Raw genomic sequence first — 21,024 nt, 5'->3', positions numbered from 1 at the left:
TTAATACGCTGCAAATATTTATTTGCAGCGTATTCTAATTGCTATCTAGATAAATATAAATACCCGTCTAGTTTATGATCTTGAACATTGTTGTTTCCATCTAGAGATTTATACGTAATAATGTAAAAATAGGTTCCAGTTGGTAGTCCGTCAGATTGCTTAACAGTTGTTCTTCCTCGTGAAGTTCCATCAAAAGCATTTGTTGTATTGTTATAATTTGAAGTTTCAAAAACTAGAATTCCCCAGCGATTATATATTTCAACAGTATTGCCTGGATAACAAGTTAGTTCATCAATATTGTCAATTTTGAAGAAATCGTTCATGTTATCACCATTAGGAGAGAAAGCGTTATGCACTAACACATCACCACAAGCTAAGACTTTACAATCATCATTGATTTCCATGTTTAAAACTATGCTTCTTGGACAGTTTTGATCTGCTATTACATATTCAAAAACGTAATTGCCTAATGCTAAACCAAACGGATTAAGAATGCCTCCTTGTAACGCATTGGTATTGTTTCTATCTTGCCAAACTCCTGTTGTAGGGCTTCCTTCAGGAAGTAGGCTACTTAAGTTAACCAATGTTGAATCATCGTTACATGCTGTCGATCTGGTTTCAGTAACACCATTTGGAACTACTATAATAGTAATCGTTGCAGTGTCACAATTTTCAGAACTTAATTTATCGCAGATTCTATAGCTATAAGTATAAGTGCCGGCAGGTGTTAGACTGGATACATTTACGTTTCCAGAATTGTCAATAGTAATGTTTGGATCTGTTTTAGTATTGTTACCTTCTGTAAGAAGTGTAAAGTTTACTAATTCAAGTGATGCGCGAGTTATTCCTTTTACATCATTACTCAATACATTGCCTACTAATCCAAAAGAATTACATCCAATATTATTGAAGTTGTCATCATTCGCTACTACTGGAGTAGGTGGTGCTGGCGGATCAAGAACTACTACTGTTACAATTGCGGTATCACAATTTCCAAAATCGGCTTTTTCGCAGATTTGATAAGTCAAAGTGTATGTACCGCCTGGTGTGTTTGGTGCAACACTTATAGTTCCATCAGGATTAATAGATATTGAACCTTTTGGATCCGAAATAGTTGTGGTTAGTGTTACATCATTTATATTTACTGGGCTACCATTTAATGTATCGTTAGTTAAAACGTTGCCTACAGTAGTTTGCGTTGCACTTGCTGTTATTGGTGCAGGAGTATCATCATTAGCCACTATTGCAAATGTTGGTCTTGCAGTACAATAAGGATCTGCAGGTGGATAACTAATTGTAATAGTCTCACTTGGATTAACAGTGAAAGTTACATTGGTAGTTGGACGTAATTTTTCAAATCCATCTGCTCCTTCAATCCATCTGTTGTTTTCAAAAATCCAGCCTGGCCAATCGATTCCTTTTCCTTGCTCGTCTACAACCGCTCCTGGCCACAATACACGACCGCTTAATGGTAAATTGTTCATTGTTGTTACGACATTGTTGTTGCCGTCTGCCCAAGCAATGGTTACACCATTTACAGGAGTGAAGTTTACTGCTGTTACTACATAATCAATATATGGAACATCATTAACACATATTGAAGTTGCTGTAACGGTCATTACTGGAGCTTCAATTGTAACTGTAACTGTTGCAGTGTCGCAGTTGTCTGTTTGATCAGCTTCGCAAATTTGATATACCATTGTTAATGTTCCTACAGGAGCATTTGGTAGTACATCAACAGAACCATCAGGATTTAACTGTAAAAACTCGTTTGGTGTTACAGTTGTAATAATAACATCAGATGCAGTTATGGCATTTCCTTCTAAAGTATCATTTGGCAATACATTTAATACATTAGTTGTAGTATGGTTTACACCTGCAATTGGACCAGCATTATCATCGTTGGCAACAATATCTTTGTAATCTTTACAGCTTACACCAAAGTCGGCATCTAAATGAACCAAATCTTCTGGAGTTACCGTTACGATATAACCACTGTCTGTTGTTGTTGTACAAACGGTATGCAATTGCAATTTGCTTGTTTTAGCAGTTATGTTTTTTCCAGATATTGATGGAAGAACTTTTACTAAACCAGTTGCTCCTAAAGCAGCAGCCACGGCATCAAAGTTGGCATCTCTAACCAATTTGATTGTATAGTCTCCATAAGGATTTGCTGTCTCTGGACGATCTCTCCAGAATCCTTCGATACCTACTATAACTTCTTCATGATATCCGTTTGGACCATCGATTATTACATTGGCACTTAACGCATTTCCAAAACCTGCGGCATTTAATTCGCCATTGTTTTGTGGGCCAGTATAGCTTCCGTCTCCGTTAAGGTCAATCCATTCCCATTGGCTATAGTCAATAGAACCATTTGAATCTGGAATGTTTTTGGTCACCACTCCATCATTATTGGCATCGTACCATTCATCTTGAATTCCGTTATTGTTAAGATCATACCAAACATAATCTCCAAGAACTGGAAGGTTCGATTTTCCGTATTCAAAGTTATGAACTTGGAAAGCACATTCTTCAAGAGTAGTAAAGAACAAGCTTGAATCAACAGGATATAGTTGATGTGCACTATTTAAATTAGCATCTTGAACTTGTACCAAATAGCTTCCGGCAGGCATTCCTGTAAAACTGTACATTCCATCAGCACCAGTAATACGCATTTGTATTGGACCAGTAGTTGTTCCTTGCGGAATCAATGTCACAGGTACATTTGCAATTGGAGCATTCGTATCTACATTTATGATTTGTCCAGACATTTTAACTCTATAATCTGGCTCTGTAATCACAACTGTTGCAGTTGCTGTACAAGTTTGGTTCTCACCATTTACTACAGAGGTTGCAGTAAGTGTATATGTTCCAGCTGGTAAATTAGTATTTCCAACGACCTCATTATTTTGATTTGTAATCACTACCGTAGCTCCAGGACTGCTAGTAACTGCTATCGAACCGTTGCTTTCTCCTTTACAGCTTACATTGGTAGCTATACCGCTCACAGAAACTTTATTTTCAACTGTAAAAGTTTGTACCAATTCAGTTTTATTTCCTGCACAATCTGTTAGCGTATAAGTTCTAGTTAAAATGTAAGATTCTCCATTACATCCAGTTCCTCCATTGTTAGTGTCGTTTACAGTAATATTTATCGTTCCACTACAGTTATCAGCCGCATCTTTTATGTCTTCTGGGCTTCCTGCTGGAATGTCTGCCGCATTTTGCAGATTAGCAACATCTGCTGGTGCAGTACCTGTTGGAGGTGTTGTATCTCTTACTGTAATAATTTGAGTATAAGAAATTGAATTTCCTCCACAATCACTTGTTGACCAGTTACGAGTTAAGGTATATTCAGTACCGCATTCGTTTTTAATATCGCTTTTTGTTTCGCTGAAAACAATTGGCAAGTCTCCATTGCAATTATCAGAAGCTTCCATATTAAATGGCTCTGGAACTGCATCACAAGAAACTGTAATATCTGAAGGCAATTCGCCAACAAAAGCAGGTTTTGTAGTATCCTGAATTGTAATTGTCTGAGTGAAAGTTTCAGAAGTATTTCCGCAATCGTCTTTTACTGTCCAAGTGTTGGTGTAAGTTCCTGCATTTCCACAGTTTTCAGATGCTACAAACTGTCCGCTTACTTTAGTGATATTAGAAACATCAGTATCGCATAAGTCAGAAGCAATTGGGAATTGAGCCTGAGCAGCAGCAAGTCCTTCTGTATCGCTACACTCTAAAGTTGCGTTTAAAGTGCCAGCTTGAGTAGTCCATGTTGGCGCAGTTGTATCCTGAATTGTAATTATTTGAGTGAAAGTTTCAGAAGTATTTCCGCAATCGTCTTTTACAGTCCAAGTGTTGGTGTAAGTTCCTGCATTTCCGCATCCTTCAGAAGCTGTAAACTGTCCGCTTACTTTAGTGATATTAGAAACATCAGTATCGCATAAGTCAGAAGCAATTGGGAATTGAGCCTGAGCAGCAGCAAGTCCTTCTGTGTCACTGCACTCTAAAGTTGCGTTTAAAGTGCTAGCTTGAGTAGTCCATGTTGGAGCAGTTGTATCCTGAATTGTAATTATCTGAGTGAAAGTTTCAGAAGTATTTCCGCAGTCATCTTTTACAGTCCAAGTGTTGGTATAAGTTCCGGCGTTTCCACAGTTTTCAGATGCTACAAACTGTCCGCTTACTTTAGTAATGTTAGAAACATCAGTATCGCATAAGTCAGAAGCAATTGGGAATTGAGCCTGAGCAGCCGTAAGTCCTTCTGTGTCACTGCACTCTAAAGTTGCGTTTAAAGTGCCAGCTTGAGTAGTCCATGTTGGCGCAGTTGTATCCTGAATTGTAATTATCTGAGTAAAAGTTTCAGAAGTATTTCCGCAATCGTCTTTTACAGTCCAAGTGTTAGTATACGTTCCTGCGTTTCCGCATCCTTCAGAAGCTACAAACTGTCCGCTTACTTTAGTGATATTAGAAACATCACTGTCACAAGTATCATTAGCTATTGGGAATAAAGATTGAGCATTTGCTAAAGCCTGTTCGTCACTGCATTCTATAGTTTTGTCTAAAGATGCGGCTTGAGTTGTCCAAGTTGGAGCAGAATTGTCTTGCACAATTATGGTTTGACTTACAGGAAGAGAAACATTTCCACAAGCATCTTTCGCAGTCCATGTTCTTGTTTTGGTATAAGTTCCAGCACAATTTCCTTCTGTAGTAGTATCTTCATAAGTCAATGAAGAGATCGTTCCACTGTCGTCAGTTGCTGTTGCTTGTGCAAAAACAGGTTCTGCTGGACAATTGATAGTAGAAACTTCAGGTAGTGGATCTATAACTGGTATAACAGAATCTCCATCGATAATAATTACAGTTTTTACGATAGTACATAAGTTAGCATCTTTAACCGTAACATTATAAGTTCCAGCTTTTAGTCCTGTAGCTGTAGCATCTGTCTGAACAGGATTAGTATCCCAAGAGTAAGTGTAAGGACTTGTTCCGCCAGATGGTATAACAGTTGCAGAACCTGTTGTTCCACCTCCACAAGCTACATTAACTTGCGTTGTTGTTGCGCTTAAAGCAGCTTGAGGCTGACCAATTGTTATTTCGCATGTTGTAGTATATCCTAATTTGTCAGTAACTTTTACAGAATGTAAACCTGCTGTTAAAGCAACTGCTTGTGCAGTTGTTTCATCATTATCCCAAAGGTAAGTATACTCTCCGTTACCGCCCACAGCTGTTACCGTCGCTTTACCAGTATTTCCTCCATAACATTTTACAGCGCTATCTTGCGAAATACTACATGAAAGTACATTAGGTTCTGTAATTAAAACAGTACATTCTGTAAAGCAGCCATTTGCATCCGTAACTTTTACGCTATGTGTTCCTGCATTTAAAGCTACTGCTTTAGGTGTATTTTCTCCATTATCCCATAAGTAAGTGTAAGTAGGAGTACCCCCAATTGGAGTTACAGTTGCCTCACCATTGCTTAAACCATTTGAAGTCACTGGTTTATTTTGTACAACAGAGCATGATAAAGCAGCACCTGGCTGTGTTATGGTTACAGAAAGAGGTGCAGTAGAACATCCGTTTGCATCTTTCACGGTTACAGTATAAGTTCCTGCAATAAGTCCGGTTCTGTCTTCAGGATCAGTGGTTCCTGCAAGATCGGCCCAATCGTAAGTATAAGGCGCTACACCTTCAGAAGCTGTTATGTTGATTACCCCTGTTGAAGAGCCAAAACACAATACATAAGTTTGAGAAGTTTTAGCCACGGCTACTGCTGAAGCAGGCTGTGTAATTGTAACGGCAAGAGGCGCTGCAGAACATCCGTTTGCGTCTTTCACGGTTAGGGTGTAAGTTCCTGCAGGCAATGCTGTTCTGTCTTCAGTATCATTAGTTCCCGCAAGATCAGCCCAATCGTAAGTATAAGGCGCTACACCTCCAGAAGCTGTTATGTTAATAGCTCCAGTTGATGATCCAAAGCATAATACGTCGGTTTGTGAAGTTTTAGCCACAGCTACTGCTGAAGCAGGCTGTGTAATTGTAACGGCAAGAGGCGCTGCAGAACATCCGTTTGCGTCTTTAACGGTTACGGTGTAAGTTCCTGCAATAAGTCCGGTTCTGTCTTCAGGATCAGTGGTTCCCGCAAGATCGGCCCAATCGTAAGTATAAGGCGCTACACCTCCAGAAGCTGTTATATTAATAGCTCCAGTTGAAGCTCCAAAACATAATACATCAGTTTGAGATGTTTTGGCAACGGTTACTGCTGAAGCAGGCTGTGTTATAGTAACGGCAAGAGGCGCGGCAGAACATCCGTTTGCATCTTTCACGGTTACAGTATAAGTTCCTGCAGGCAATGCTGTTCTGTCTTCAGTATCATTAGTTCCCGCAAGATCAGCCCAGTCGTAAGTATAAGGCGCTACACCTCCAGAAGCTGTTATATTTATTGCTCCTGTTGAAGCGCCAAAGCACAATACGTCGGTTTGTGAAGTTTTAGCCACAGCTACTGCTGAAGCAGGCTGTGTAATTGTAACGGCAAGAGGCGCTGCAGAACATCCGTTTGCATCTTTCATGGTTACGGTGTAAGTTCCTGCAATAAGTCCAGTTCTGTCTTCAGGATCAGTGGTTCCCGCAAGATCGGCCCAGTCGTAGGTATAAGGCGCTACACCTCCAGAAGCTGTTATGTTGATTGCTCCTGTTGAAGAGCCAAAGCACAATACATCAGTCTGGGAAGTTTTAGCCACAGCTACAGCTGAAGCAGGCTGTGTAATTGTAACGGCAAGAGGTGCGGCAGAACATCCGTTTGCATCTTTCACAGTTACAGTGTAAGTTCCTGCAATAAGTCCAGTTCTGTCTTCAGGATCAGTGATTCCTGCAAGATCAGACCAATCGTACGTATAAGGCGCAACACCTCCAGAAGCTGTTATGTTAATAGCTCCAGTTGAAGAGCCAAAGCACAATACATCAGTCTGAGACGTTTTAGCTACCGCTACTGCTGAAGAAGGCTGTGTAATGGTTACGGCAAGAGGAGCTGCCGAACATCCGTTTGCATCTTTCACAGTTACGGTGTAAGTCCCTGCAGGCAATGCTGTTCTGTCTTCAGGATTATTGGTTCCCGCAATATCAGCCCAGTCGTACGTATAAGGAGCAACCCCTCCAGAAGCTGTTATGTTAATAGCTCCTGTTGAAGCACCAAAGCATAATACATCAGTCTGAGAAGTTTTAGCCACGGCTACTGCTGAAGCAGGCTGTGTAATTGTAACGGCAAGAGGCGCTGCAGAACATCCGTTTGCGTCTTTCACGGTTAGGGTGTAAGTTCCTGCAGGCAATGCTGTTCTATCTTCAGTATCATTAGTTCCCGCAAGATCAGCCCAATCGTAAGTATAAGGCGCTACACCTCCAGAAGCTGTTATGTTAATAGCTCCAGTTGATGATCCAAAGCATAATACGTCGGTTTGTGAAGTTTTAGCCACAGCTACTGCTGAAGCAGGCTGTGTAATTGTAACGGCAAGAGGCGCTGCAGAACATCCGTTTGCGTCTTTTACGGTTACTGTGTATGTTCCGGCAATAAGTCCAGTTCTGTCTTCAGGATCGGTTGTTCCTGTAAGATCTGCCCAGTCATAAGTATAAGGTCCGACACCTCCAGAGGCTGTTATATTAATAGCTCCAGTTGAAGCTCCAAAACATAATACATCAGTTTGAGATGTTTTGGCAACGGTTACTGCTGAAGCAGGCTGTGTTATAGTAACGGCAAGAGGCGCGGCAGAACATCCGTTTGCATCTTTCACGGTTACAGTATAAGTTCCTGCAGGCAATGCTGTTCTGTCTTCAGGATCAGTGGTTCCTGCAAGATCAGCCCAGTCGTAAGTATAAGGTGCTACACCTCCAGATGCTGTTATGTTGATTGCCCCTGTTGAAGAGCCAAAGCACAATACATCAGTTTGGGAAGTTTTAGCCACAGCTACTGCTGAACCTGATTGTGTGATTGTAACGGTAAGAGGCGCAGAAGTACATCCTTTAGAATCTTTTACGGTTACGGTATATGTTCCGGCAATAAGTCCAGTTCTGTCTTCAGGATCAGTTGTTCCTGTAAGATCTGCCCAGTCATAAGTATAAGGCGCTACACCTCCAGAGGCTGTTATATTAATAGCTCCAGTTGAAGCTCCAAAACACAATACATCAGTTTGAGACGTTTTGGCAACGGTTACTGCAGCGGCAGGTTGTGTAATTACAACGCCATTTATATTTGCAGAACATCCATTTGCATCAACAACTTTGATATTGTAAGTTCCAGCAGGTAAACTTTGTAAAGTATTTACGGTTGTTTCTCCGTTAATGTAATACTTAAACGGACCCGTTCCGTTTGTTACATTAATCTGAATTTTACCATCATTACCGCCAAAACAAGTAACATTGCTTGTTGTTCCTAGTGCAACAGTGTAGAATGGTGGCAAAACGATATTAGAAGTTACAAAGTCTCGATTGGCATACCACCAAGTATTGATGGTATTTAAATTTCCATATTGAGGCGAGCTATTATTATTGTCATTAAACCCATTCCATCTATGGCAATTGCTTGGAGGAGTACCATTTGGTGTACAGCCAGTAAGATTTACTTTGGCGTCAAAAGTACCTCCAGTATAAGTAATATTGCTGTCGTCCCAGTAGAATTTTAAAACATATCCAGATGGAGCCGCAGGTCTAACCGTTGTACAGGAGAAACCATATTGATTTTCTTCTACATCATATATCGGGAAATGGAAAGCAGCTTGTCCAAAAGTAACGACTATTGGTATTGAGGTGCCTTGTGCGATAGTGTTTCCTAAACCATCTTTTCCATTCCAAGGAACACTTACGGCATAAGGAGGAGCTCCCGATGCTGTAACTGTTTGGGTAGTTAATACATCTTTTGTGCCTGGAGTATAAATTCCATCTCCACCGTTAAAGTCAAGAAGTATTTCGATAGTTCCGCTTTTAAAAACACTAATGTTTATATTGCTTTCGCCAATACCGCAATTGGTAATTCCGTTAATTTGTATGTTACCGTTATAAGTTCCATTTTTCCATATATTAATATCAGGATCATTTAGGAAGACCTCATATTTTGGACTCATTTGCGTAGCATTCGGTGCATTATAAATACTTTTTTGATCATTAGCTGCATTTCCTGAATTTCCTGGGCCTGTATTATTAAAAGCCACATTGAAATACCAAGGTCTGAAACCAGCACCATTAAAATTGATTTTATTTACAAAACCGTTTTGAGTAACGGCCCCAGTTGTAGAACCGTTATCTGGAGCAAAAACATAAAAAGCGCCATTAAAGTCAGTATCAACATCATCCATAGCAAAAGCCCAGCGTTTTGAGTAAATACGTCCAGGAATTGATTTGTTTGAACTATTGGCAACTGTAATATCGTAATAGTTATAGTAAATTTCAGTACTGCTACCATCAGTTGAGCTCTCAAATTCGATATAGTAATCACCAGCAGGCATGCCATTTGGGTTAAAAACTATAGGAGTATATCCAGCAGAAATAACTCCGTCGATACCATTTGGACCATTTTGAGCTCTTACAAGTTTTTGGGCCTCAGTACCTGATATGTTCGATGAGGTACCATCCAAAGTGTAGTTTGCATATGCTACACTTCCATCAGGTCTTATGATTCTAAATCTAGAATTAATTTCAGTGCCAGTTGGACTTGATCTTCTAGCTCTGCTAAAACCTAAATATACTTTTTCGCTATTTGGGTTTTGAATTCGAATATACAATCGCTGTGCATCTGTCGAACCATATCTACCAAAACTTCCATAAGTGCTATTGTTTATCGCAAGTGAAGCCCTATGATTAATGTCAGGAGTTGTTTGTTTGCTTCCTTCTCCAGCATAAACATTAAGAAACAAAATGCTTAATAGAAAACTTAGAAGGATTTTTATTCTTTTTTCGAAAGTAAAGTTTTTCATATTAAAATGTTTAATATTGATATAATATTTTAACTAACTGAAAACGATTTGCACCTACATAGAGTAGTAAAAAGCACTTAATGTTTTGGGAGTTGTTTTATTTTTCAGATCTAATACTGGCAAAGTAAATCCAATACCTTTTGTCTTTTTTGGGGGAATATAGGTATGAACAATAGTTTGGCTTTTGCTGTCCGGGCAAGTGGTAGAAGTTACTGTGACCGAAGTGCCGTTCCATTGATCGAGTGTAGAAATATCAGCCAAGCTTAGTTTTACATAAAACTCAGCCGTTTCTCCTGGAGAAAGTGTAAGTGTTTTATTCAGGGGAGCATAATTTTTGCTCTCCAGTCTATTGTTCATTAAAACATTGCTTTTTGTAGTACTGCCATCAGGGTTTTCTGGAAAATTTGAAAAGTTCTCAGCAGATAATTGATAAGTATCCGTATTACTTCCAGTATTTTTAACTTGCAGTAAAAACGAAACTTCAAAACCATTGTACTTTTGATAATTCTCTCCGTCAATAGTTATTTCAGAATTACACGAACCAGCTTGCGAAAATGCAACTGAAGTAATTAATAAGCAAAGCAGATTAAAAATGTTTTTGCTAAAGATATTTTTCTTCGAGAAAAAAATAAACTTACAATTGCTTACAAATTTTACTGCTTTTTCAAGAGTAGATTTTGTTTTCATAACTTAAGATTTAGTTTTAAAGTATTTATGAAATTTTAACAGAATCAAAGTTATATTAGAGTTTTTCTAATATTATTTTTTTATCTATAACTAACCTAAAAACTCGTTGAAGTGTTGTTTTTTTGTCAAAAATTGACTCAAAAACGCTTTTTTTTAACTCTAAAAATTGAAATTTTTTCGTACATTTTTTTGATTTATTAGTTGAAAATGGTTTATTTGCAATAGTATAAATAGCTAATAATCAAATATTTAGTTAAAATATTACGAACTGTCACATTATCGACTAAATACTAATTTTATAGATGAAGTACATAAAATGTGATTTTTGGTTTTCTATAATTTTGTAATTGTTAACAGATTGCGAATTGTTTATTCTTGTTAAAATTTCGTTATAATGTTAACAGAAATAAAAAAAGGAGAAGGTTTAAAATTTCTTTTGTAAATTAGAACTTAATTAAAAATAGCCTGCAATTCAGGTTTTTAAATTCTGCTGTTTATGAAAAATCTTATTTTAATTCGTCATGCCAAATCTAGCTGGGAAGCACCATTAAAAGATTTTGATCGTCCGTTAATGAAAAGGGGAATTTTGGACGCGCATGATGTTTCATTAAATATTTCAGAGTATCTACCTAAAACATATATAATGTGGAGCAGTACAGCTGCGAGAGCCTCAGAAACTGCTTTAATTTTTGCGCAAAACATATCTTATCCTTTAGAAAGTATTATTTTTAGAGATGATTTATACACTTTTGATGAAAAACAACTCGAAAAAGTTATTAAATCGTGTGATAATAGTTTTGAAAGCGTTATTCTTTTCGGACATAACGAGGCTATTACAAATTTTGTTAATAAATTTGGGGATGTTTTTATAGAGAATGTTCCAACTTCGGGCTTCGTATCATTGCAATTTGATGCCGACAGTTGGGATACAATCCATAAGGGCAAAACACATAAAACTATTTTCCCCAAAGATTTAAAATAATTACAGTGTACGAACAGAAATATATCGATAGAGAAAAAAGCTGGTTAGCGTTTAATGCAAGAGTACTTCAAGAAGCTGCAGATAATACGGTGCCACTTTTAGACAGACTGCGTTTTGTTGGAATTTTTTCAAACAATTTAGACGAATTTTTTAGAGTTCGATACGCGGCCATTCGGCGATTAAGCCTCTCGGGTATTTCTGGCGAAAAATATTTAGGTGGTATTTCTGCTCATCAATTGATTAAAGATATTACCGAAATCGTAATTCAGCAACAATCTGAAAGTTTACGTATTCTCGGCAATATTGAAGCGGAGCTTGAGTCTGAGAATATTTTTATTATAAATGAAACACAGATTACACCAAAACAAGAGTGTTTCTTAAAAGATTTTTATAACCAAAAATTAAGCCCAGAGTTAGTAACCATCATTTTAAATGATCTAGCCGTTTTCCCTATTCTTAAAGACACTTTAGGCTATCTGGCTGTTCGTTTAGAATTGGCTAATGATGAGGTCCGCTATGCTTTAATAGAAATTCCAAAAACCATCAATAGGTTTGTTGTGCTTCCTTCTGAGGACGAAAAACAATATGTTATTTTAATTGATGATGTTATTCGTTTCAAACTGAAAAACATCTTTAATATATTTGATTATAAGAGTGTTTCTGCCCACATGATCAAAATTACCCGCGATGCACAATTAGATATAGATAGTGATTTGAGTAAAAGTATGCTCGAAAAAATTGCTTCTTCTGTAAAAGACCGTCGTATTGGAGAGCCTGTTCGTTTTATTTACGATAATTTAATTGAAGAAGATACGCTCCAGTTTTTCTTAGATAAAATGAAAATTGTAGAAACAGATAGTATAATTCCAGGAGGAAGATACCATAATCGTCGCGATTATATGAGTTTTCCAAACCTTGGCAGATACGATTTATTATACAAACCAAATGAACCTATGCCAGTTCCTGGTTTAAGTTTAGAAGGTAGTATTTTAGAAAAAATCAGTAAAAAAGACTATTTAGTTCATGCACCCTATCAGTCGTTTTCTTATTTGACCAAATTTTTGCGTGAAGCTGCTTTAGACCCAAAAGTTACAAGCATCAAAATAACCTTATATCGTTTAGCTAAAAATTCGCAAGTAATTAGTTCTCTAATAAATGCGGCTAAAAATGGCAAAAGAGTAGTAGTGCAAATCGAACTTCAGGCACGTTTTGATGAAGCTTCGAATATCTCTTATGCAGAACAAATGCAGACAGAAGGCATTGAACTTATTTTTGGTATTAAAGGATTAAAAGTTCACAGTAAAATTTGTGTAATCGAAAGATTAGAAGAAGGTAAAAACCGCCGTTACGGATTCATTTCAACTGGAAACTTCAACGAATCTACAGCCAAAATCTATACCGACGTAACGCTTTTAACTTGCCATCAAGGAATATTAAAAGACACCTCAAAAATATTTGAGTTTTTCGATATCAATTATAGAGTTCATAGATACAAGCATTTAATTGTTTCTCCTCATTATACAAGGACTAAATTTATAAAACTGATTGATCGTGAAATTCTACATGCTCTTGCGGGTAGAAAAACACACATCAAATTAAAAATGAATAGTTTATCCGATTTTAAAATGATCGATAAATTGTACGAAGCAAGTAATGCAGGAGTAAAAATCCAGCTTCAAGTAAGAGGGATTTGCTCTTTAATTCCAGGAATTCCAGGAATGAGTGAAAACATAGAAGCAATAAGCATTGTAGACAATTACTTGGAGCATTCGAGAGTTTACATTTTCGGAAACGCAGGTTTAACCGAAGTATACATTTCGTCTGCCGATTTTATGACTAGAAACCTTGACGGAAGAGTAGAGGTAACTTGTCCAATTTATGACCTAGAAATTAAGAAAGAATTGATTGATAACTTTAATATTGCGTGGAAAGGAAACGTAAAAGTAAGATATCATTCATACAAATTAGATAATAAATATAAGCCGAAAAATCATCATGCCCCATTTAGAGCACAATTTGAAACCTATAAATATTATCAGAATAAAGTAGCCATATTAGAAGAGGTTCCTCAAAAAGTAAATTAATAATAAATACCAATTTTCAAATCATAAAGTGAGCATGATTAATATTAGGAAGTTTGCAGCGATAGATATCGGTTCGAATGCCATGAGGCTTTTGATCGCTAACGTTGTGGAACAAGAAGGCAAAGAACCGCAGTTTAACAAAAGTTCCCTTGTTCGTGTACCAATTCGTTTAGGACAAGATGCCTTTACAGTTGGAGAAATTTCACCAGAAAATATAGATCGAATGATTGATGCCATGAAAGCATTCAACCTTTTGATGAAAGTACATAAAGTAGAGCGTTATATGGCATTTGCAACTTCTGCAATGCGCGAAGCCTATAATGCCAAAGAAGTGGTGGCTTTAATTAAGAAAAAAGCCGACATTAAAATCGAGATAATCGACGGTAAAAAAGAAGCCGCAATTATTGCTTCTACAGATTTGCATCATTTAATTAAATCGGACGAAACCTATCTTTTTGTGGATGTTGGAGGTGGAAGTACCGAGTTTACCTTATTCTCTGACGGAAAAATGATTACTTCAAGATCTTTCAAAGCGGGAACTGTTCGTTTACTGAATAATATGGTTCATGATTCAGTTTGGGATGAGATCGAAAAATGGATTAAAACCAATACAGCCGATTACGATGAGGTAACACTGATAGGTTCTGGAGGAAACATCAATAAATTGTTTAAAATGTCTGGAAAACAGCAGGAAAAACCGCTTTCGTACATTTATGTTAACTCGCAGTATGCATTTTTAAATTCGTTGACTTACGAACAGAGAATCGCCGAATTAGGTCTGAATTCTGACCGTGCCGACGTAATTATCCATGCCACTCGTATCTATCTGAACGCGATGAAATGGAGTGGTGCACGCCAGATTTATGTGCCTAAAATCGGACTTTCTGATGGTATCGTAAAAGCAATGTACTACGGTAAAATTTAATACTATTTTTTTAATGAATAAAGGCAGACTAGAAGCTTTTAGTGATGGCGTTTTGGCAATCATTATTACGATTATGATTTTGGAAATTAAAGCGCCAGAAGGACATCAATTTGCAGATTTAAAACCGCTTATACCGAAGTTTTTAAGTTATATTTTGAGCTTTATTTATGTTGGGATATATTGGAATAATCACCACTATTTGCTTCATGGATTATTAAGGGTAAACGGAAAAATCTTATGGAGCAATCTGCACTTTTTGTTTTGGCTTTCTTTAATCCCAGTTTCTACCGCTTGGATGGGAGAACATAATTTTGAAAAGGCTGCAATGACAATGTATGGCGTTGTGCTGCTTCTTTCTGCAATCTCCTACATTATTTTGCAATATACCATTATGTGCAGCGAAGGAAAAAATTCTGCTTTAAGAAGAGTACTTAAAAAAGATTATAAAGGAAAAATATCCTTAGTTTTATACGTAATCGGAATTGTTACTGCATTTTACAATCAGTGGATTTCTGGAGCCGCTTACTTTACAGTTGCAATGTTATGGCTTATTCCAGACAAAAGAATCGAGAATATTTTTGCTTCAAATGAATAATTTATGAAATCTGTTTTTCAGTCCATTCAAGATTTCTCTGCTGACGAATTAAGTCTTTTAGACGATTTAATTACATTTCGCACATTGAAAAAAGGGGAACTTTTATTGACTGAAAATCAGGTTTGCAATGAAATAGTTTTTATTGAAAAAGGAATTCTGCGTTCCTTTTTTGTCAATCATAAAGGAGACGAAATTACCAATTGTTTTGCTTTCGAAAATGAGTTTATGGCTTCTTTCGCCAGTTTTATTACCGAAGAAAAAGCAGAGGAAAATATTCAGGCTTTAACCGATACAGAATTGCAAATTCTAGACCGAAAAGCTTTAGAAAAACTCTATCAATCAGGATTCAATTGGCAAGAAACGGGCAGAAAATTAACCGAATTAGAATTTGTAAACCTGCATAAAAGAATGATTTCTTTTCAGAAATTATCTGGAGCACAGCGTTACGAAGAACTTCGCCAGAATCATCAAAAGTATATTCAATTAATTCCGTTGCAATATTTAGCTTCTTATTTAGGAATTACACCAAGACATTTAAGCAGAATTAGAAAAGCTGTTTTATAAACTTTGAATTTTGTTTCACGCAGATTTAAAATGATCTAAGCAGATTTTTTTTATTTCTATTTATTCTGATATTAAAATCTGCGCAAATCTTGACAGTCTTCAAAATCTCCTTTATCTGCAAAATCTGCGTGAAAAAAAAGAATAGGACATTTGTCCAGTAAAATAAAGTATACTAGTAGTATTTTTGATAAAACATTTTCAGATGAAAAAAATACTAATAATAAACGGACACCCAAATGCCGAAAGCTTCAATTTCGGAATAGCCGAATCGTATCAAAAAGGTGCAATTGCTTCTGGTGCGCAAGTAGAAGCCATCACAATTGCCAATTTAAACTTCAATCCAAATCTGAAATTCGGTTATCAAAAACGAACCGATTTAGAACCGGATTTATTGGAATCTTGGGAGAAAATAAAAAGAGCAGATCATCTAGTTTGGATTCATCCCGTTTGGTGGGGCGGGCTTCCAGCGATAACGAAAGGATTTATCGATCGTTTGTTTTTGCCTGGAATGGCTTTTCAATACCGCGAAAATTCAGTTTGGTGGGATAAATTATTAAAAGGCAAAACAGCTCACATCATTACGACCCTAGATCAGCCAAGCTGGTATTATCGTTTCTTTTTTGGAAGACCAAGTGTTAATCAATTAAAAAAATCAACTTTAGAATTCTGCGGTGTAAAACCAGTTAAAGTAAGCTACATCGGAATTATAAAAGGTTCTAAGGAAGAACAAAAAAAAAAATGGCTAGATAAAGTCTACAATTTCGGACTAAAAAATAGATAGTTTTTTATTTGCTGCGACTCGAGCGATAGCGAATGGGCAAAGCAAATTCAATAAATTATTAAACAGTTTTAAGAAAGAAAAAAAATTCGTGAAAATTCGAGAAATTCGTGGCCAACAAAAAAATTAATCCTTCAAATCTAATCCAAATGTTGAACGCAAAAGCTCGATGTTTGGATTGATTTCTAAGAAACGATTATAACGATCCTGGTTGTTGTAAGTTCGTTTCATTTCAGCCTGTTCATTTACAATTACTTCAATAGTAATATCGTGATTGTGTAAATGGCCTTTTAAATGCCCTAATAAAGCGTTCATTTGACTTTCAAATTCTAGTTTTGAACCTTCGTTTGGCAATTCATAAGAAATTGTTGTACCGTTCAAAACAGGATCACTAATCAATAGAATCGATTCCATGATTTTAAGTCCTTTTTGACCTAAGCGTTCCGCATATTTGTTCCAATGAAGACGCATATCGGTTTCGTTAAACTCTTCAGTTGGTAAAACAGAAGATGGTTTAACATACGATTTTGTGCTAGCTTCCAATTCTTTTTTCTTACGGATACTGGCAAGAGAAAAAGCAGAAACTTTAGGAGCGCCGCTTGTATCTGCTTTTGGAACTTCTGGAGTTTGAACTTTTGGAGTTTCAACAGGAATTTGTGCTGTATTTGTAATATTTACAGCAACAGGATTATCATTGCTATTTGAAGTAGCATTGACATTATTTTTTTCTTCCGAACTTGGAGTTTGGGGTTTTACACTTGAAACTTCAACTATAGAATAACCTCCGTTTTTAAAGTAAACGGGTGGAATTATGAATTGCTCAGCTTTTTTTTTTCTCCATCAAAGTTGATAGAGGCCAATTGCATCAAGCATAATTCAACTAAAAGTCGTTGATTCTGACTTAATTTATATTTTAAATCGCAATCATTTGCAATGTCAATTCCTTTTAATAAAAATTCCTGAGAACATTTCTGCGATTGAATGGCATACATTTGCTGCGCTTGTTCTCCGACTTCTAATAAAGCAATAGTCGAAGGCGTTTTACTTACCAATAAATCTCTAAAATGCGAAGCCAAACCAGCAATAAAATGATGCCCGTCAAAACCTTTAGCTAGAATGTCGTTGTAAGCCAATAAAAGCTTCGGAATTTCATTTTCTAAAAGTAAATCGGTAATCGAAATATAAGTTTCGTAATCTAAAACGTTTAGGTTTTCAGTTACAGCCTGACGTGTTAAATTTGTTCCGCAATATGAAACTACACGGTCAAAAATAGACAAAGCATCACGCATTGCACCATCTGCTTTTTGAGCAATAATATGCAGTGCATCATCTTCAAAAACGATTCCTTGACTTTCAGCAACATCTGCCAAATGTTCTTTAGCATCTTTTACTGTAATTCTTTTAAAATCGAAAATCTGACAACGAGATAAAATCGTTGGAAGGATTTTGTGTTTTTCTGTTGTTGCTAAAATGAAAATAGCGTGTTTTGGCGGTTCCTCTAATGTTTTAAGAAAAGCATTAAAAGCTGCCGAAGACAACATGTGGACCTCGTCAATGATATATACTTTGTATTGTCCAGTTTGTGGCGGGATTCGAACCTGATCGATAAGGCTACGAATATCATCAACCGAGTTGTTTGAAGCAGCATCTAGCTCAAAAACGTTAAATGCAAAATCTTCAGTAGGATCGTCATATCCAGGCTGATTTATTTTTCGAGCCAAGATACGGGCGCAGGTAGTTTTACCAACTCCACGTGGTCCTGTAAATAAAAGAGCAGAAGCTAAGTGATTGGTTTCTATAGCATTCAACAAAGTGTTGGTAATGGCTTTTTGCCCCACAACATCCTTAAAGGTCTGCGGGCGATATTTACGTGCCGATACTACAAATTGTTCCATATTCTTTTTTATTCGATAGCAAATATATGACTTTTGTTTCGTTGTTTAAAACCGATTTTAGTTATTTGGCGAAATTCTTTTTCTTCAAAATAACAAAGAGTAAACTCAGAAATAATACGATGTTGACAATCAAAGAAATGATAATATATTGACTGTAAGTTTCCAATTTTGTTTCTGTTTTTTCTTTATCAGAAATTTCTTTTTGAGCATTTTTATAGGCCCGCAACTTTTCTAATTGATAAATCCAATCTTGCAAATTTCGATTTTCAAATTTCAGATCCCAAACATAAAAAGACAGTGATTTTATTTGATCATCTATCTTTTGAGAGATTTTGATTTCTGGAGGAGGGGGCATGGAGTTACTTCCATAAGGTCTAAATCCAGTACTTGGAGAGCAACCACTCACTTCGATAGTGCTGTCGTCATTAAAATTGGCATAAACAATCCAAAGTTGTTTTACAGATGGAATATTAGAACAGTTACCAGAGTATTTTTGAGTAATGAACTGAGAATTGTATTTCCCTTTAAAGAGTTCTATGATTCTAAAAGTATAAATTTCCTTTATTGAATCTACTTTTATAACTTCTCCGTAAAACACAATTTCATATTTTAATCCTATTTCTACCATGCTCTCTCGGTCAATTGGCTTACAATCACAAGAAAAAGCATAATTAGCAATCAATAAAATTGTAAAAAGTAATCGATATTTCAATTTCATAAAAGAAAAATTTTAATACAATAATAATGATTTTTAACTACATTATTTTATATTTAAAAAAGTGCTATTTTCGTGTTAATTAATATAATATATTATAGTATAGCATATGGGAATATTTGATTTTTTATGGAAAAAGAATTCTGGAATTGAAGAGTCTAAATTTAATTCATCTCAGTTTCAACATGAAGTTTGTGCTTTAGCACTAGCTGAACTTGAAGGGAATGGATTAAATCCTGATGCAGCAATATATGAATTAGAAAAATTAGGTTTGAGCAATGAACAAATCAAATATGTTTTAGATAAGGTTAATATATTTCTAGAAAAAGAAAAAGAGAGCAATAATGGGGTTTATGGCAATATAAATGAATTAAAGCCACAAGAAACTGATTTTCAGAAAGCCCTTGATTCGGGAGCTATTTCTGAAATTAAAATCATTCCTAATCCTGATCATGTGAGAGAAAGTACAGATTCTGATCAAGTGGATAAATATATAGGTTTTGGTGCTTATCAAATGGATAGAGGTGACTTCGATAATGCTTTGGAACTTTTTGATAAAGCCCTTGAGCTTGATGAAAAGGCTACTTTAGCTTATGCTAATAAAGGGACTTTGTATGCAAGAAAAAATGATAACGAAAAAGCAATATATTTTTATAACAGAGCATTAGAAATAGAGCCAGATAATCTTCAGATTTTAGAAAATAAAATGGATTTGTTATTCGAAATGATGAGCGAATCTAATGAATCTGAATTTATTGAGACAGTAAAAACTATTCTTAAAAATGATGAAACTAATCCGAATGCTTTAATTTTTGTAATCCAATTTTATTCGAAAAATAATGAAATGGAAAAGGCATTGATTGATTTAAAGAAATTGTTTTCAATATACCACAAAGAGCATGTCGTAATTGATCTTTTACTTAGTACTTTTCATAAACTTTCTAAAGAAAGAGCTTTATCTGAGTTTATGAATTTCAGAAAAGACTTTGATGAGCAGGCAAGATATCAACTTGATTACTGTAGAGGTTTGTATTTAAAAGGATTAGGCGATTTTGACGAAGCTATTACTCAGTTTGAGGAAATAAATAAAATTCATGAGTTTTCATGGAATTATTATCAAATAGCTATCATGAAGAATAGGCAAGATAAAATTCAAGAATGTTTAAGATATCTGAAAACTACTTTTGAATTAGAACCAGGATTAAAAAATGACGCAAAGCAATATCCAGAACTTCAAAATTTGTGGTTAAATCAAGAATTTATAGAGTTAACGAAGTAAAAGATGGTTGGCTTTGAAAATAATAAATGTAATGTGAATAGATCATGAGAAAGTACTTTCTACTATTGTTTTTACTTACAGCATTTGCCGTAAAAGCACAAAGAGCACCTCAAACGAGTCCCGTTTTTCAATTGCGGATCTATGAGATTTTTGAAAGCAATAAAAAAGAATTTCATGAGCGTTTTCGGGATCATGCCATGCGAATTATGAAGAAATACAACTTTAAGATTATTTCGATTTACGAATCAAAATCAGAGAAGAAAACAGAGTTTGTATATTTTCTAGAATGGCCAAATGAAGCCATAATGAAAAAAGCTTGGGAAGATTTTAGAAAAGATAAGGAATGGATTGATATCAAAAAGATGTACACTGAAAAATATGGTGATGTTGTGGGGAATATTGAAGATCGGGTTTTGGCTAAGCTTAATTATTCGCCTAATTGAAGTTTTGGTTATAAAGTTTGGGCAAAGTATGTATTAAGAGATTTATCTTAATTGCTTGTAATTGTTTGATAAAAAGCTAGTTGTGTTTTATGAAATCATAGAAGTTTTGAATTGTAAGATT

Annotated in this window: 13 protein-coding genes; 8 read left to right on the top strand and 5 right to left on the bottom strand. The window is 35.9% G+C overall.

All coding sequences use genetic code 11. The annotated features are described in order from the left end of the window. Positions 1–41: 41 nt before the first annotated feature. Both QLQ95_RS00235 and QLQ95_RS00230 read right to left on the bottom strand, forming a co-directional pair. A complete protein-coding gene (locus QLQ95_RS00235; protein ID WP_482502131.1) occupies positions 42–9,956 on the bottom strand; it encodes a T9SS type B sorting domain-containing protein in 9,915 nt (3,304 codons plus the stop codon). A gap of 54 nt (positions 9,957–10,010) precedes the next feature. After that, on the bottom strand, positions 10,011–10,643 hold the full coding sequence (locus tag QLQ95_RS00230; RefSeq protein WP_482502130.1) for a hypothetical protein: 633 nt from the start codon (positions 10,641–10,643) through the stop codon (positions 10,011–10,013). Positions 10,644–11,139: 496 nt separating this feature from the next. On the opposite strand from QLQ95_RS00230, the gene QLQ95_RS00225 reads away from it, so the two are divergent. From QLQ95_RS00225 to QLQ95_RS00200, 6 genes are all read left to right on the top strand, one after another. Beyond that, on the top strand, positions 11,140–11,625 hold the full coding sequence (locus tag QLQ95_RS00225; RefSeq protein ID WP_095930542.1) for a SixA phosphatase family protein: 486 nt from the start codon (positions 11,140–11,142) through the stop codon (positions 11,623–11,625). A 5-nt stretch (positions 11,626–11,630) separates the two neighbouring features. Then, positions 11,631–13,709, top strand: a complete 2,079-nt coding sequence (gene ppk1, locus QLQ95_RS00220; RefSeq protein WP_172426925.1) for a polyphosphate kinase 1 — start codon at positions 11,631–11,633, stop codon at positions 13,707–13,709. A gap of 34 nt (positions 13,710–13,743) precedes the next feature. Beyond that, positions 13,744–14,634 (top strand): Ppx/GppA phosphatase family protein, encoded by an 891-nt coding sequence (locus tag QLQ95_RS00215; RefSeq protein ID WP_095930544.1) that lies wholly within the window; start codon positions 13,744–13,746, stop codon positions 14,632–14,634. Between the two features lie 13 nt (positions 14,635–14,647). Continuing rightward, positions 14,648–15,229, top strand: coding sequence for a TMEM175 family protein (locus QLQ95_RS00210; RefSeq protein ID WP_095930545.1), 582 nt, complete (start codon positions 14,648–14,650; stop codon positions 15,227–15,229). Positions 15,230–15,232: 3 nt separating this feature from the next. Next, complete coding sequence (locus QLQ95_RS00205; protein ID WP_095930546.1) at positions 15,233–15,793, top strand: Crp/Fnr family transcriptional regulator; 561 nt, start codon at positions 15,233–15,235, stop codon at positions 15,791–15,793. A gap of 202 nt (positions 15,794–15,995) precedes the next feature. After that, the gene (locus QLQ95_RS00200; RefSeq protein ID WP_095930547.1) at positions 15,996–16,574 is read left to right on the top strand and encodes an NAD(P)H-dependent oxidoreductase; all 579 of its coding nucleotides are present in this window, start codon (positions 15,996–15,998) and stop codon (positions 16,572–16,574) included. 123 nt (positions 16,575–16,697) lie between these two features. On the opposite strand, the gene QLQ95_RS00195 is transcribed toward QLQ95_RS00200, so the two are convergent. The 3 genes from QLQ95_RS00195 to QLQ95_RS00185 form a co-directional block, all read right to left on the bottom strand. Beyond that, positions 16,698–17,114: a DNA polymerase III subunit gamma/tau gene (locus tag QLQ95_RS00195; protein ID WP_095930548.1), complete on the bottom strand. Its 417-nt coding sequence runs from the start codon at positions 17,112–17,114 to the stop codon at positions 16,698–16,700. Positions 17,115–17,380: 266 nt separating this feature from the next. Beyond that, positions 17,381–18,466: a DNA polymerase III subunit gamma/tau gene (dnaX, locus tag QLQ95_RS00190; RefSeq protein ID WP_320491939.1), complete on the bottom strand. Its 1,086-nt coding sequence runs from the start codon at positions 18,464–18,466 to the stop codon at positions 17,381–17,383. Positions 18,467–18,527: 61 nt separating this feature from the next. After that, on the bottom strand, positions 18,528–19,184 hold the full coding sequence (locus QLQ95_RS00185; RefSeq protein ID WP_482502125.1) for a hypothetical protein: 657 nt from the start codon (positions 19,182–19,184) through the stop codon (positions 18,528–18,530). Between the two features lie 106 nt (positions 19,185–19,290). Here QLQ95_RS00185 and QLQ95_RS00180 point away from each other — a divergent pair, with 106 nt between their 5' ends. Together QLQ95_RS00180 and QLQ95_RS00175 are read left to right on the top strand one after the other, a co-directional pair. Further along, complete coding sequence (locus QLQ95_RS00180; RefSeq protein ID WP_482502123.1) at positions 19,291–20,460, top strand: tetratricopeptide repeat protein; 1,170 nt, start codon at positions 19,291–19,293, stop codon at positions 20,458–20,460. Between the two features lie 44 nt (positions 20,461–20,504). After that, positions 20,505–20,903 carry an NIPSNAP family protein gene (locus QLQ95_RS00175; protein WP_482502121.1) on the top strand — a complete coding sequence of 133 codons (399 nt, stop codon included), beginning with the start codon at positions 20,505–20,507 and terminating at the stop codon, positions 20,901–20,903. Positions 20,904–21,024: the final 121 nt, after the last annotated feature.

The organism is Flavobacterium sp. B330r (assembly GCF_056824325.1).
This window is presented reverse-complemented; position numbering and strand designations above follow the sequence as displayed.